A 14,440-nucleotide genomic window follows, 5' to 3' on the forward strand; every position below is an offset into this window, starting at 1 on the left:
CCGACCTCAGCCGCCCGGACCCCATCCACCCGGACCACCCGAAGGACCGTCCATGGACCTCAGCCTCTTCTACTTCGCGCACGACTCCACGGCGCCGGGCCAAGCCGGCCGCTACGAACTGCTCATCGAGGGTGCGAAGCTCGCCGACCGGGCGGGGCTCGCCGCCGTATGGACGCCGGAGCGCCACTTCGACCCCTTCGGCGGGGCCTACCCCAACCCGGCCGTGCTCGGCGCCGCCCTGGCCATGTCCACCCAGCGGGTCGGCATCCGCGCGGGCAGCGTCGTCGCCCCGCTCCACCACCCGGCGCGCATCGCCGAGGAGTGGTCGGTGGTGGACAACCTCTCCGGCGGCCGGGCCGGCGTCGCCTTCGCCTCCGGCTGGAACACCGTCGACTTCGCCCTGCGCCCGGAGAACCACGCCGAGCGGCGCACCCTGGTCCGCGACACCGCGGAGGAGGTGCGCAGGCTGTGGCGCGGCGAGGCCCTGGCCACCACCGACGGGCTGGGCCGGCCGGTCGAGATCCGGGCCTACCCGCCCGCCGTCCAGAGCGAACTGCCGATCTGGCTCACCTCCGCCGGCGGCGTGGACACCTTCCGGGCAGCGGCCCGGATGCGCGCCGGCATCCTCACCCACCTGCTGGGCCAGTCCCTGGAGGAGGTGGCCGGCAAGATCGCCGAGTACCGCCGGGTGGCCGCCGAGGAGCACGACGGCTGGGGCGGCCACGTCGTCCTGATGCTGCACACCCTGCTCGGCGACGACCTGGAGCAGGTCCGCGAGCAGGTCCGCGAACCCTTCACCAACTACCTCAAGAGCTCCGCCAACCTCACCGCGAAGTCCTTCACCGGCAAGGAGACGGACCTCTCGGAGATGAACGCCGCGGACATGGACTACCTCGCGGCCCGCGCCTTCGACCGCTACTTCGAGACCGGCGGCCTCTTCGGCAGCGTCGAGCGCGCCGCCGAACTGCTGCCGCACGTGCGGTCGCTGGGCGTCGACGAGATCGGCTGCCTGGTCGACTTCGGAGTGGAGTCCAAGGCCGTGCTCGACGGCATCGAGAAGCTCGGCAAGCTCAACGAGATCGTGTCCCGCTGAGCCGCCCGGCCGCCCACCGCACACCCACGCACCCCACCACACACAAGCCACAGCCAACCGAGACAGGAGACGTCATGAGCACGACCCTGCGGGCGGACCGGACCTGGTCCCCGCGCGAGATCACCGGCGCCGAGGCCCAGGGCCGCGACCTGGCCGACCACCTCACCGAGCTGGGCGCGGACGGGCTCACCGACCTGCTGACCGAGCACAAGGCGCTCGTCTTCCGCGGCTTCGGCGTCACCCCCACGTCCATCGAGCCCGTACTCGACCAACTGCTGCCCAACCGGCTGCCGTACGTGCACGGCAACTCCCCGCGCACCCGGGTGCGCGGCAACCTCTACACCTCCACCGAGTACCCGCAGCGCTTCACCATCTCGATGCACAACGAGCTGAACTACGCCCACCGCTGGCCGGCCAGGCTCGCCTTCTACTGCGAGACGGCCGCCGAGTCCGGCGGTGCCACCCCGGTCGTGGACGGTGCCCTGTGGCTGGAGTCCCTCGACGCGGAGGTCCGCGAGGCGTTCGCCGACGGCATCCGCTACGTGCAGAACCTGCACGACGGGTACGGCCTGGGCAAGAGCTGGATGGACACCTTCGAGACCGACGACAAGGCCGAGGTGGAGCGCTTCCTGGCGGCCTCCGAGGCCGAGTGGGAGTGGGGCCCGGACGGCATCCGGGTCGTCCAGCACCGCCGCGCCACCACCACGCACCCGGTGACCGGCGCCGAGGTCTGGTTCAACCAGGCCGACCAGTGGCACCCGGCCGGCCTCGGCGACGAGACCTCCAAGGAGCTCTACGACATCCTGCCGCCCGAGGAGTTCCCGCAGTACGTCACCTTCGCCGACGGCAGCACCATCCCCGACGCGTACGTCACCCAGATCCGCGACCGGGGCCTGGAGCTCGCGGTGGACGTCGACTGGCGCGTCGGCGACGTCCTGCTGATCGACAACGTGCTCACCGGCCACGGCCGCCGCCCCTTCGAGGGCTCCCGCCGCATCCTGGTGGCCATGTCCGACTGACCGGCCGCCACCCCCGAGCGGGCCCCCGTCCTCCCACCCCCCAGGGAGGACGGGGGCCTTGTCGCTCCCGGCGCCCGCCCGTGCCGCGAGGGCCCGCCCCGGCCCCGCACACCGCCCGGCCGCGTACGCCGGGCCCGTCAGGCCCGTCAGGCCCGCAGGAACGCGAGCACCGCCAGCACCCGCCGGTGCCCCTCGGTGGCCACCGGCAGGTCCAGCTTGGTGAAGATGTTGCCGATGTGCTTGTTCACGGCGGCGTCACTGATGAACAGCTCCCCGGCGATGGCCGAATTCGTACGCCCCTGCGCGATCAGCCCGAGCACCTCGCGCTCCCGCGGGCTCAGCCCCTCCAGCGGGTCCTTCCGCAGCCTCACGAGCTGCTGGATCACCTCCGGGTCCACCACCGTCCCGCCGATCGCGATCCGGTCGATGGCGGCCGTGAAGTCGGCCACCGCCGCCACCCGCTCCTTGAGCAGGTAGCCGACCCCCGCACCGCCGCCGGAGTCCAACAGGCCCAGCGCGTAGGAGCGTTCCACGTACTGGCTCAGCACCAGCACCGGCAGCCCCGGGAACTCCTCCCGCAGCTGCACGGCCGCCTTCAGCCCGTCGTCGCTCAGCGTCGGCGGCATCCGCACGTCGGTGACGATCAGGTCGGGACGCTCCGAGCGCACCGCCGCCACCAGGGCGTCGGCGTCACCGACCGCCGCCACCACCTCGTGCCCCACCCGCTGCAACAGCCCGACCAGGCCTTCGCGCAACAACACAGCGTCCTCTGCCACGATCAGGCGTAGCGACACGGAACCTCCACATGCAACAGGGTGGGACCACCGACCGGACTCGACACCCGCATCCGGCCGTCCAGCGCCCTGACCCGGTCGGCCAGCCCGGTCACCCCGGTCCCCGCCTCCGTGTCCACGCCGCCGTGGCCGTCGTCCGTGATGTCGAAGATCAACAGGTCGGCATGGTATCGACCGCGCACCTCCGCCTTGGCGGCCCCGCTGTGTTTGGCGATATTCGTCATCGCCTCGTTGAGGAGGTAGTACATGGTCGTCTCGACCTTCTTCGGCAGCCCCTCGGGCAGCCGCAGGTCCACCGTGACCGGAATCGGGAACCGGGCGGCGTAGTCCTCGATCGCCGCGACCAGCCCGTGATCGGCCAGCACCGGCGGATTCAGGCCACGGATCAGGGCCCTCAACTCCTGGTGGGCGCTGGAGAGCTGGGACTCCGCCTGGGTGAGCAGCTCCGCCTGCGGAGAGTCCGGCGGGGTGTCCAGACGCAGCATCCCCAGCGTCATCCCCAGGGACACCAGCCGCTGCTGCGCCCCGTCGTGCAGGTCGCGCTCGATGCGTACCCGCTCCGCGTCGAAGGCGTCCAGCAGCCGCACCTGCGAGGCACGCACCTCGCGCAGCTCCTCCCCGAGCTCCCGGTCGCGCGGCGCCAGGAAGGTCCGCGCCATCGCGGCCCGCGCACCCGCCCACGAGGTCACCGTGTACGGCGACGCCAGCAGCAGGGCCGCCGAGAAGATCGCCCACGGCCACGTCTCGCTGTCCAGCGAACTGAGGAAGACCGCCGGCAGCCCGAAGCAGAAGAGCAGCACCATCAGGTCCACCCACCACAGCCCCGCCGACGAGATCAGCGTGAACACCAGCTCCCGCCAGGTCACCTGCTCCTTCAGCCGGGTCGCCACCCACGCCTTGGTGCCCGGCTCGTTCGGCCGCCGGTGCGGGTCGGGCAGCCCGTCCAGGTCCACCAGCCGCAGCCGCCACCGCTCCAGCCGCGCCACCACCGTGGACGCCATCACCACCCCCACCAGAGGGGCGATGCCTATCAGCACCACCAGCAGCGAGAGCCCGGCCGCCAGCCCGACGGCGAAGATCACCAACGCCGCGGTACCGACCAGGACACCGCTGGACAAGTAGGCGAGGGACCGCCAGGGCCAGCTCGACTTGAGGAAGCTCATGGGGCGCTGAGCCATGGCCTGCCAGGCCGTTGTGGGACGCATGTGGCCACCGTAGCCCGGCAGTTCGGACCACAGAGGTAGTGCTGGCACTACCCGCGAAGTAGAGGGTGGATCAGTGCCCCGACCCCCCCTCGTGCGGTGAGATCAATGCATGACGACAACGACGCAAACCTCCGTACAGGACGCGGTCGAACTCCACGGCGTGCGCAAGGTCCACGGCACCGGCGACCACGCGGTCACCGCACTGGACAGCATCTCCATCGGATTCCCCCGCGGCACCTTCACCGCGATCATGGGGCCCTCCGGCTCCGGGAAGTCCACCCTGCTGCAGTGCGCGGCCGGACTGGAGCAGCCCACCGAAGGCCAGATCGTCCTCGCGGGCGTCGACATCGGCAAGCAGAACGAGAAGCAGCGCACCGAGCTCCGCCGCAAGCACATCGGCTTCGTCTTCCAGGCCTTCAACCTCGTCGAGTCGCTCACCGCGGCCCAGAACGTCGAACTCCCCTCCCGCTTCGCCGGCCGCAAGGTCGACCCGAAGGCCGTCACCGACGCACTCGCCTCGGTCGGTCTCGCCGAGCGGGCGGGCCACCGCCCCAGCCAGCTCTCCGGCGGCCAGCAGCAGCGAGTCGCCCTCGCCCGCGCCCTGGTCACCCGCCCCGACGTCCTCTTCGCGGACGAGCCCACCGGCGCCCTGGACACCGTCACCTCCAAGGAGGTGCTGCGGATGATGCGGATGCTGGTCGACCAGGAGGGCCAGACCACACTGATGGTCACCCACGACCCGGTGGCCGCCTCCATGGCCGACGTCGTCGTCTTCATCAAGGACGGCCGGATCGCCGACCGCATCCCGCTCAACCGTGACCCGAACATCAACAACGCCGCGGCGATCGCCGCCCACATGGCCCGGCTGGAGGCGTGATGCTGATCATCGCGAACGTACGCGAACGCTGGTCCAGCTTCCTCGGGGCCTTCCTCGCCGTCATGGTCGGCGTGGCCCTGATCACCACCACCCTCGTCATCTACGACTCCAGCCGCCCCACCGTGCAGGGCCGCTACACCAACGCCGCCGCCCTGGCCCTGCCGCAGCAGGCACTGGAGACGGACGGCAGCCCCGAGGACCGGATCCCGTGGAGCCCGGCCGAGGCCGCACCCATCCGGGCCAAGCTGGACGCGGTCCCCGGAGTCGCCTCCGTCGTCGCCGACCGCTCCTTCTACGCCCAGGCCATCCAGGGCGACAGGCCCGTCACCGACGAGGGCGCCGCGGAAGCGGGCCACGGCTGGGGCAGCGCGCTGATGGCCCCGTACAAGCTGACCTCCGGCCGGGCGCCGGGCGCCGCCAACGAGGTCGTCGTCGACCGCGCCCTGGGCGCGGCGGTCGGCAGCACCCTCACCGTCAACATCACCGAGGGCCGCAAGCCGTTCACCGTCGTCGGCACCGTCGACGGCCCCGGCTACTACTTCAGCGAGGCGTTCGCCGCCAAGCAGCAGCCCGGCGTCAGCACCCTCGCCCTCATCGCGGACAAGGGCGCCTCCGCCTCCGCCATCGCCTCCGGCGCCCAGCAGGTCATCGGCGCGGGCTCCGTCCTCACCGGCGACGCCCGCTCCGAACTCCAGCCCCAGTACGTCGAGCACAAGCGCAACCTCGGTGTCCAGCTCATCGGCGCCATGGCCGCCCTCGGCCTGTTCACCACCGTCTTCGTCGTCGCCTCCATGCTGGTCCTGTCCACCGGCATGCGCCGCCGGGAGATCGGCCTGCTGCGCACCATCGGCGCCGCACCCAGCCAGATCCGCCGCATGATCCTCGGCGAGGCCGCCGTGGTCGGTCTGCTCGGCTCGTTCGTCGGCTGCCTGGCCGGCATCGCCGCGGCCCCGGTGCTGCGCGACATCCTCAAGGGCCTCGACGTCACCCCGCCCGGCATGGAGATCAGCGTCGCCGCCTGGCCGCTGCTCACCGCCTCCGCGGTCGGCATCTCCGTCAGCGTCATCGGTGCCTGGGCCGCCGGCCGCAAGGCCGCCAAGGTCGCCCCGATCGAGGCCCTGCTCGACAGCCGCTCCGCCAACAACGCGATGGGCCGCGGCCGCTGGATCACCGGACTCTCCGTCCTCGGCCTGGGCGCCGTCCTGGCCATCGGCACCGCCACCACCGGCGCCGACAACCGCATCAGCATGGCGCTCTTCGCCACCATGACGCTCATCGTCGCCGCCGCCCTGCTGGCCCCCGCACTCGTCGGCCCCATCGGCCGGCTGCTCACCGCCCCCTTCCAGAAGCGCGGCAAGGCCGGCTCGGTCCTGATCCGCTCCGAACTCACCGCCAACTCCCGCCGCGCCGCCTCCCTGGTCGCCCCCGTCATCGCCGCCGTCGGCTTCGCCGTCCTGCTCAGCGGAGCGGTCGAGACGATGCGCGTCGCCTACCCGGCGGGCGAAGCCCTCAAGGTCGCCGGCCAGACCATCGTCACCTCCGACGGAACCCCCGGAAACACCGACGAGGTCGTCGCCGCCAACCCGGTCGGCAAGGCCTCCGTCCCGACCCGCGCCTTCATCGGCGACAAGCGCACCGTCCTGGATGTCCTCGGCACCCGCGACCCCAAGTGGAACAAGCCCGGCGAGGCCGTCCTCGGCCGGCGCACCGCCACCGACCTGGGCCTGAAGGAGGGCCAGAGCACCCCGGTCCGCTTCGCGGACGGCACCACCGTCAACCTGAAGATCAGCAAGGTCCTGGCCGACGACCCCGCCCGAGGCGACTTCGTGGTCGCCCGTGACCTGGTCCGGGCCCACGACCCGGCCGCCCTCACCGACGACATCTTCGTCCCCGCCGGCCACAAGGCCTCCGCCGCGGTCCCCGGCACCGCCGTCCACGACGCCCTGCAGTACGCCCTCGACGACTACAACACCGACGCCAAGCTCACCGACAGCCTGGCCGCCATGCTCATCGCCATCGCCGTCGGCTACAGCGTGATCGCCGTCGCCAACAGCATGGCCATGGCGGCCCACGGCCGGCGCCGCGACTTCGCGGTCATGAAGTCCGCCGGCGGCACCGTCCGACAGCTCCTCAAGCTGGCGGCCAGCGAGACCGCGGTCCTGGTGGGCGTCGGCGCCGGCCTCGGCATCCTGGTCACCCTGCCCCCGCTGGCGGGCATGGCCTCCGGCCTCTCCCAGGCCACCTCCTCCGACGTCGGCCTCCACCTGAACAACGGCGCCATCACCACGGCGGTCATCGGCACTCTCCTCGCGGCGGTCCTGGCGGGGGTGATGGTCACCGGCAAGACGCTGAAGAAGTCCGCCTGAGCACACCACGACGCGAACCCTGCCCGCACGGTACGGAGGGGAGAGGAGGCGAGAACCCAGAGAACACACAGCGGGCACCACACCACCAGAGCGGCCCCGGGGAATCCCCCCGGGGCCGCTCCCGTGCACCACCCCCTAACCCCCCCCCGGCCCCCCCGGCCCCCCCCCCCCCCCCCCCCCGGGGGCGGGGGCCCCCCCCCCCCCCCCCCCCCCCCCCGGGGGGGCGGGGCCGCCCCCCCCCCCCCCCCCCCCCCCGGGGCGGGGGGGGCGCCCCCGGGGGCGGAACGGGCGGGCAAGGGGGCGGCCCCCGACGGAGTCGCACCCTCGCCCCCGCCCCACCGCACCGCACCGCGCCGCACCCGCCCCCCCGCCCGAAGCCCCCGCCCCACCGCAAACCCGGACACACCCCTCCCCACCCCCACCACGTATAGACCGCGGATAGCGCCACTGACTCTGCTGGACGGCGCAAGGCGCAAGCGCGATGGGAGGCGATGACAGTGACGATTCCGGACCTGCGCACGCAGTCACGGTGGCTCCGGCCGTTCCACCAGGTGTCCCGGCCCCGGTGCCGGCTCGTGTGCGCCCCGCACGCGGGAGGCACCGCCCACACCTACCGGACCTGGCCCACCGGCCTGCCGTCCGACGTCGAGGTGCACGCCGTGCAGTACCCCGGCCGCCAGGACCGGCTCGGCGAACCCGCCCCCACCAGCATGGCCGACCTGGTCGGCCCCGTCGCCGACGCACTGGAACCCTTCCTCGGCGAACCGCTGGCCCTGTTCGGCCACAGCATGGGCGCCATCGTCGCCTACGAGACGACCCTCGAACTCGAACGCCGCCACGGCAAGGTCGTGGACCTCCTCGCCGTCTCCGGCTCGCGCGCCCCCCACCACCGGGAGAAGCACGACCGGCACGAACTCGACGACGCCGAACTCATCGAGGAACTGCGCAGCCTCAACGACTCCTTCGACGACCTGCTGGCCGCCCCCGAACTCCTCGACCTGGTCCTGCCGCCCATCCGGGCCGACTTCGGCGTCGTGGCCCGCTACCGCAGGGACACCCCGGTACCCGTCGCGGCCCCCCTGCTCGCCCTCGGCGGCACCACCGACCCCGACGTCAGCCCCGAGGACCTGCACCGCTGGCGCGCCTGCACCCACGGCGCCTTCGGCACCCGGGCCCTGACCGGCGGCCACTTCTACCTCACCGACGAGCAGGCCGTCCTCGACGTGCTCGCCCCCTGGCTCCCCACCCGGCGCCACGTCACCCACCGGGTCTGACCCACCGGGCCGGGCCACCGGCCCGCCACCCCGGGCCCGGCCCGGCGACACGGCCCGGCGTCCTCGGCCCGCCCCCGACCAACGACACAGGAGTACGCGCAGCATGGCTGACCTGTCCGGCGCCACGAACGTCGTCGAGATCCTCACCGAGAACGCCCGCACCCGCGGCGACTACCCGGTCCTCGCGATCGTCCCCGACCCCTCCGACCCCGCCACCGCCCAGTGGGCGACCAACGAACAGCTGGACCGGGCCGCCCGGGTCTGCGCCCAGGAGCTGCTGCGGACCTGCCGCACCGGCGACCGGGTGCTGCTCCTGCACCCCAACTCCGTCGAGTTCGTCGTCTCCCTCCTCGGCTGCTTCTACGCCGGCCTGGTCCCGGTGCCCTCCTCCATGCCCGGCCGCTACCAGCAGGACCAGCGCCGGGTCCGCGGCATCGCCCGCGACGCCGCCGTCAGCTGCGTGCTCACCTCCCCCGACGAGTACGCCGAGGTCAGCACCTGGGCGCGGACCGAGAACCTGGACGTCCCCGTCCTCGTCCCCGACACCGACCCCGCCGCCCCCGCCGAGCCCTTCACCCCGCACCTGGCCGCCCCCGACGACCTGGCCCTGCTCCAGTACACCTCCGGCTCCACCAGCGACCCCAAGGGCAGCATCACCACCCACCGCAACCTCCTCGTCAACGCCGGGAACATCGACACCTACCTCCCGGTCCGCGAGGGCCAGCGCTACGGCGGCTGGCTGCCCAACTACCACGACATGGGCCTCATGGGGCACATCCTGACCCCGCTGCTCACCGGCCACGGCATCGCCCTGATGACACCGACCGCCTTCCTGCGCCGCCCCCGCGCCTGGCTGGAACTGGTCGACCACTTCGACATCGGGCTGTCCGCCGCACCCAACTTCGCGTTCGAACTCTGCCTCACCCGCGTCCCCGACGAAGGCATCGAGAACCTCGACCTCTCCCGCTGGGAACAGACCATCAGCGGCTCCGAGCCCGTCAAGGCGAGCGTCGTGGAGGCCTTCGCCGAGCGCTTCGCCCCCACCGGCCTCGTCCTCGAACAGTGCACCCCCTGCTACGGCATGGCCGAGTCCACCCTGCTCATCTCCACCACCTCCGGCCGCATCCCCGTCGTCCTGCACTGCGACGCCACCGAACTGGAACAGGGCCGCGTGGTGCCCGCCGCCGACGGCACCGGCCGCGCCCTGGTCAGCTGCGGCGAACCCCGCGACCTGGACGCCGCCGTCGTCGACCCGGCCACCGGCCGCGCCCTGCCCAGCGGATCGGTCGGCGAGATCTGGCTGCGCGGCCCCTCCGTGGTCGCCGGCTACTGGCTCAACGAGGAAGCCACCGCGGCCACCTTCGACCAGCACATCACCGGCGACGACAGCGACAGCGGCGGCTGGATGCGCACCGGCGACCTCGGCACCCTCGTCGGCGGCGAGCTGTACGTCACCGGACGCCTCAAGGAAATGATGATCGTCCGAGGCCGCAACATCTACCCGCACGACATCGAGCACGAACTGCGCCAGCACCACGAGGAGCTGAGCGACACCTTCGGCGCCGCCGTCGCCGTACCCACCCCCGACGGTGAGGGCGAGCACCTCGTGGTCATGCACGAGGTCCGCCGCCGCGGCACCGACGAGGAACTCGCCCGCCTTGCCGCCCGCATCCGCAACACCGTCGCCCGCGAGTTCGGCCTGCGCGCCGACTCCGTCATGCTGATGCGGCGCGGCGCCGTCCGCCGCACCACCAGCGGCAAGATCCAGCGCTCCGTCATGCGCGCCCTCTACACCGCCGGCGAACTCGAACCGCTGTGGTCCGACGGCTACCGCACGGCCACCGCCGAGCCCGCCCTCGCCGCCGCCAGGGCGGACCGATGAGAGCGGCCGGCCTCGACGCCCACCTCACCCGGTGGTCGCTGCCCGGCGGCCCCTTCGACCCGGACCTGCTGGCCGCCCACGACGAGACGGAGACCTTCCCCGCCGAGGCGTGCGCCGCCCTCGACACCTGGGGCATGCCCGAGCACTACGTACCACTGCGCTACGGCGGCCGGCAGGAGAGGCTGGAGGAGACCCACGCCCTGCTGCGCAAGCTCGCCGCCCGCGACATGACGGTGGCCGTCGGCCACGGCAAGACCTTCCTCGGCGGCGCCTGCGTGTGGGCCGCCGCCGACAACGGGCCCGCCGAGATGCTCGCCCGGCACGTCCTGGCGGGCGAACCCGTCGCCTGGGGCCTCACCGAACCCGGCAACGGCAGCGACCTGCTCGCAAACACCCTCACCGCCACCCGCAACGGCTCGGGCTGGCTCCTCAACGGCCGCAAATGGCCGGTGAACAACGCCACCCGGGGCCGCTTCATGTGCGTCCTGGCCCGCACCGACGAGGCCGGCGGCGCCCGCGGCTTCACCGTCTTCCTCATCGACAAGCGCGCCACCCCCGAGGGCACCGTCCGCCCGCTGCCCAAGATGCCCACCCACGGCATCCGCGGCGCCGACATCAGCGGCCTCGAATTCCACGACACCCGGGTCCCCGCCCACGCCCTCGTCGGCACCGTCGGCGGCGGCGTCGAACTCGTCCTCAAGGCGCTCCAGCTCACCCGCATCGCCTGCGTCGCGCTCTCCCTGGGCGCCGGCGACCACGCCCTGACCCTGCTCCGCCGCTTCCTGTTCACCCGCAAGCTCTACGGCAAACCGCTCGCCGACCTGCCGCACGCACGCAACGTCGCCGGACGCTCGGTGGCCCGCCAGTTCCTCGCCGAGGCCCTCGCGCACACCGCCGCCCGCGCCGCCCACGAGATCCCGGAGGAACTCAGCCTGGTCTCCGCCGTCGCCAAGGCGAGCGTCCCCGGCATCGTCCAGGGCCAACTGCGCCTGATCGGCGACCTGCTGGGCGCCCGCGGCTTCCTCACCGAGGTCGAGGGCTACGGCCCCTTCGCCAAACTGGAGCGCGACCACCAGGTCGTCCCCGTCTTCGACGGCAGCACCTGGGTCAACCGGGCCGGCCTGGCCGCCGCCCTGCCCCTGCTGCGCCCCGGCGGCCCGCGCGCCGCCACCGAGCCGCCCAACCCGCCCGACCACTGGCTGCGCGAGGACCACGAGAGCACCCCGCTGGACGCGCAGCGGCTGCGCCTGATGGCCCCCCGCGACTCCGTACTGGGCTCCCTGCCCCGGCTGGTGGCCGGCCTGGCGGCCGAGCCCGCCCACCCGGCCACCACCACCGGGGCGCAGGCCGAGACCGTCCGGCTCGCCCGCGCCCTGCTCACCGCGTACGAACGCCTCGGCGCCGACCTCGCGGACGTCCGCCCCACCGGCGGCACCCCCAGCACCGCGGTCATGCGGCTCGCCGAACGCTACGAGTGGTGCTGGGCGGGCGCCGCCGCACTCGCCCTGCACCGCGCCCGCCCCCAGCACCACGACGGCGTGTGGTGGCAGGACGCGCTGTGGCTGCGCGGCTGCCTCGCCCTGGCCCTGGACCACCTGGGCGACCGGCAGGAGACCGCGGGCGACGTGTACGACCGGCTCGGCGGAATCCTGATGAGCGAAGCGGGCGCCCGGGTGACCGTGCTCGACGCCCACACCCGGGTGGAGGTGCCCGCATGAGCGACCTGATGTCCCGCAGCGCACACCTGGAGAAGCTCCTCGGCGACCCCTGGGAGGCCACCAGCGGCACCGGATTCGCCGCGGCCGTGGCCGCCGACGAACGCGAGGAGAACGCGGGGGCGGCCGAAGCGGCCCTCGACGAGTTCAACATCCTCGCCGAGGTCGTCCCCGAACGGCTCGGCGGCCGGTTCTCCCGCGCCGACCACATGATCGAGGTGATGCGCTCGGTCTACCGCCGCGACCCCGCTCTCGGCCTGGCCCACTGCTCCGGCCAGCTCCTCGCCGGAGTCAACATCTGGACCTCCGGCTCGCCCGAACAGCAGGCCACCGCGGCCGGACTGCTCCTCAACGGCAACAAGATCGCCTGCGCGTTCCACGAACTCGCCCACGGCAACGACGTCGGCGCCGTCGAGTTCGCCGCCGACCGCCACCCCAGCGGCTCCGGAATGGTCCTCAACGGCAGCAAGGAGAGCATCTCCAACCTGGACCGCGCCAAGGCCATGGTCGTCCTCGCCCGCACCGACCCGCGCGGCGGCCCCCGCGCCCGCTCCCAGATCTTCCTGCCCGTCGACCGGCTCGACCCGGGGCATGTCAGGTTCCTGCCGCGCTTCCGCTCGGTGGGCATGCGCGGAGTGCGCCTGGGCGGCATGGAAGTGCGCGGCCTGCACGTCGACGACGACGCACTGATCGGCGCCCCGGGCACCGGCGTGGAGACCATCGCCCGCGCCTTCCAGCTGACCCGCATCGCCCTGCCCGCCATGAGCACCGGCCTGCTCGACACCGCCCTGCGCGTCACCCTGCACCACACCCGCGGCCGACGGCTCTACGGCAGGACGGCCGCGGCGGTCCCGATGGTGCGCACCACCCTGGCCGAGGCGTTCACCGACCTGCTGATCTGCGAGGCCCTCTCCCGGGCCGCCTCCCGCGGACTGCACCTGACCCCCGAGTCCGGCAGCGTGCACGCACCGGCGGTGAAGTACCTGGTCGCCGGAATGCTGCTGGACGCCACCGAACGCCTCGCCCAGGTGATGGGCGCGGAGTTCTACCGCCGCGACGGCGAGCACGCCGTGTTCCAGAAACTCGTGCGCGACGTCAAGCCGATCGGCTTCGGCCACATCGCCCGCGCCGCCTGCCTCTCCGCCCTCCTTCCCCAACTGCCCGCCCTGACCGCCCGCGCCCACCGCGACCCGGCCGACGCCCCGGCAGGACTGTTCACCGCCGAGACGATCCTGCCCGCGCTGGACATGCCCGCGCTGCGCCTGGTCTCCGGCGGACGCGACCGGCTCGCCGCCTCCCTCGGCACGGCCCTCGACCAGGACCTGCCGCCGGCGGCGCGCGCGCTCGCCGCGGAACACGTGCGGCGCCTGGGCGACCTCGCGGACGCCGCGGGCGCCCTGCGCCCGAGGGACCTGTCCATCTCCGCGGACGTGTCCGTCCGCGACCTCGCCGCCCGCTACACGGTGGCGCTCGCCGCGGCGGCGTGCCTCGGGGTGTACCGGCACGCGCCCACCGGGGACTTCCTCTCCCGGCCCGAGTGGCTCGTCGCCGCGCTCACCCGGCTCACCGGTTTCGAGCAGGCGGCCCCCGTCGCCCTGCCCATGGAGGTGGAGGGGGCACTCGTCGAGGAGCTCATGGACCGCGACGACCGGCGCACCTCCTTCGGCCTCACCGCCAGGCCGTACGCATGACCCGCCCCACCGCCGCGCCCCGCACCCGACCGCAGGCCCCGGCCCCGGACTTCCGCCCCCCACAAGCCCTTTCCCCACTCCGCCCCTTCCCACGAACCGAGGAGACCCTCGTGATCACACCCGCCTTCGACCTCGACACCGCCACCCCGGCCGGCCTGGAGGCCTGGCTCGTCGAGCGGGTCGGCGAGTACCTGCCCGACCTGACCGAACCGATAGACACGGACCGCGAGCTCGGCGAGTACGGCCTCGACTCCATCGCGGTGGTGGCCTTCGCCGCCGACGTGGAGGAGCGGCTGGGCATCGCCCTGGACCCGACCGCGATCTGGGACTACCCGACCGTCGCCCAGCTGGCCAAGCACCTCACGGCCGAACTGGGCGAGCGGCGCCCGCAGGCCGCCTGACCGTCCCGGGGGGGGGGGGGGGGGGCCCCCCCCCCCCCCCCCCCCCCCCCGCCCCCCCCCCCCGGCCCCGCGGGGGGGGGGGGGGGGGGGGGGGGGGGGGGGGGCGCCGCCCCCCCCCCCCCC

The 14,440-nt window shown here is 73.5% G+C and carries 11 protein-coding genes; 9 read left to right on the plus strand and 2 right to left on the minus strand.

All coding sequences use genetic code 11. From position 1 onward, the window contains the following. Positions 1-52 precede the first annotated feature (52 nt). Positions 53-1,093 (plus strand): MupA/Atu3671 family FMN-dependent luciferase-like monooxygenase, encoded by a 1,041-nt coding sequence (locus ACFYVL_RS36345; RefSeq protein ID WP_389252734.1) that lies wholly within the window; start codon positions 53-55, stop codon positions 1,091-1,093. A 74-nt stretch (positions 1,094-1,167) separates the two neighbouring features. Then, entirely contained in the window at positions 1,168-2,112 is a 945-nt protein-coding gene (locus tag ACFYVL_RS36350; RefSeq protein WP_389252736.1) for a TauD/TfdA family dioxygenase, read from the plus strand. 146 nt (positions 2,113-2,258) lie between these two features. Here the strand turns inward: ACFYVL_RS36350 and ACFYVL_RS36355 are convergent, their stop codons facing one another. Further along, a complete protein-coding gene (locus tag ACFYVL_RS36355; RefSeq protein WP_389252759.1) occupies positions 2,259-2,891 on the minus strand; it encodes a response regulator in 633 nt (210 codons plus the stop codon). Then, positions 2,891-4,111 (minus strand): sensor histidine kinase, encoded by a 1,221-nt coding sequence (locus ACFYVL_RS36360; protein ID WP_389252738.1) that lies wholly within the window; start codon positions 4,109-4,111, stop codon positions 2,891-2,893. Before ACFYVL_RS36360 ends, ACFYVL_RS36355 begins: the two co-directional genes overlap by 1 nt. Positions 4,112-4,220: 109 nt before the next feature. On the opposite strand from ACFYVL_RS36360, the gene ACFYVL_RS36365 reads away from it, so the two are divergent. The 7 genes from ACFYVL_RS36365 to ACFYVL_RS36395 all read left to right on the plus strand — a co-directional run bounded on the left by ACFYVL_RS36365 (position 4,221) and on the right by ACFYVL_RS36395 (position 14,317). Next, on the plus strand, positions 4,221-4,988 hold the full coding sequence (locus tag ACFYVL_RS36365) for an ABC transporter ATP-binding protein (RefSeq protein WP_389252740.1): 768 nt from the start codon (positions 4,221-4,223) through the stop codon (positions 4,986-4,988). Continuing rightward, a complete protein-coding gene (locus ACFYVL_RS36370; RefSeq protein ID WP_389252742.1) occupies positions 4,988-7,354 on the plus strand; it encodes an ABC transporter permease in 2,367 nt (788 codons plus the stop codon). The genes ACFYVL_RS36365 and ACFYVL_RS36370 overlap by 1 nt, the downstream gene beginning before the upstream one ends. 491 nt (positions 7,355-7,845) lie before the next feature. Further along, positions 7,846-8,628 (plus strand): thioesterase II family protein, encoded by a 783-nt coding sequence (locus ACFYVL_RS36375; protein ID WP_389252744.1) that lies wholly within the window; start codon positions 7,846-7,848, stop codon positions 8,626-8,628. Between the two features lie 103 nt (positions 8,629-8,731). Then, entirely contained in the window at positions 8,732-10,510 is a 1,779-nt protein-coding gene (locus tag ACFYVL_RS36380) for a fatty acyl-AMP ligase (RefSeq protein ID WP_389252745.1), read from the plus strand. Then, on the plus strand, positions 10,507-12,228 hold the full coding sequence (locus ACFYVL_RS36385) for an acyl-CoA dehydrogenase family protein (RefSeq protein ID WP_389252747.1): 1,722 nt from the start codon (positions 10,507-10,509) through the stop codon (positions 12,226-12,228). Before ACFYVL_RS36380 ends, ACFYVL_RS36385 begins: the two co-directional genes overlap by 4 nt. Beyond that, a complete protein-coding gene (locus ACFYVL_RS36390) occupies positions 12,225-13,916 on the plus strand; it encodes an acyl-CoA dehydrogenase (RefSeq protein ID WP_389252749.1) in 1,692 nt (563 codons plus the stop codon). The genes ACFYVL_RS36385 and ACFYVL_RS36390 overlap by 4 nt, the downstream gene beginning before the upstream one ends. A gap of 110 nt (positions 13,917-14,026) precedes the next feature. Next, entirely contained in the window at positions 14,027-14,317 is a 291-nt protein-coding gene (locus ACFYVL_RS36395; protein ID WP_389252751.1) for an acyl carrier protein, read from the plus strand. Positions 14,318-14,440 lie beyond the last annotated feature (123 nt).

The sequence above is a fragment of the Streptomyces sp. NPDC004111 genome, assembly GCF_042874215.1.
Classification (GTDB): domain Bacteria; phylum Actinomycetota; class Actinomycetes; order Streptomycetales; family Streptomycetaceae; genus Streptomyces.

Coding starts and splice junctions, on each gene's coding strand:
- ACFYVL_RS36375 (WP_389252744.1), top strand. CDS start 7,846: ATGACAGTGACGATTCCGGACCTGCGCACGCAGTCACGGTGGCTCCGG.
- ACFYVL_RS36390 (WP_389252749.1), top strand. CDS start 12,225: ATGAGCGACCTGATGTCCCGCAGCGCACACCTGGAGAAGCTCCTCGGC.
- ACFYVL_RS36360 (WP_389252738.1), bottom strand. CDS start 4,111: ATGCGTCCCACAACGGCCTGGCAGGCCATGGCTCAGCGCCCCATGAGC.
- ACFYVL_RS36370 (WP_389252742.1), top strand. CDS start 4,988: ATGCTGATCATCGCGAACGTACGCGAACGCTGGTCCAGCTTCCTCGGG.
- ACFYVL_RS36350 (WP_389252736.1), top strand. CDS start 1,168: ATGAGCACGACCCTGCGGGCGGACCGGACCTGGTCCCCGCGCGAGATC.
- ACFYVL_RS36365 (WP_389252740.1), top strand. CDS start 4,221: ATGACGACAACGACGCAAACCTCCGTACAGGACGCGGTCGAACTCCAC.
- ACFYVL_RS36345 (WP_389252734.1), top strand. CDS start 53: ATGGACCTCAGCCTCTTCTACTTCGCGCACGACTCCACGGCGCCGGGC.
- ACFYVL_RS36385 (WP_389252747.1), top strand. CDS start 10,507: ATGAGAGCGGCCGGCCTCGACGCCCACCTCACCCGGTGGTCGCTGCCC.
- ACFYVL_RS36380 (WP_389252745.1), top strand. CDS start 8,732: ATGGCTGACCTGTCCGGCGCCACGAACGTCGTCGAGATCCTCACCGAG.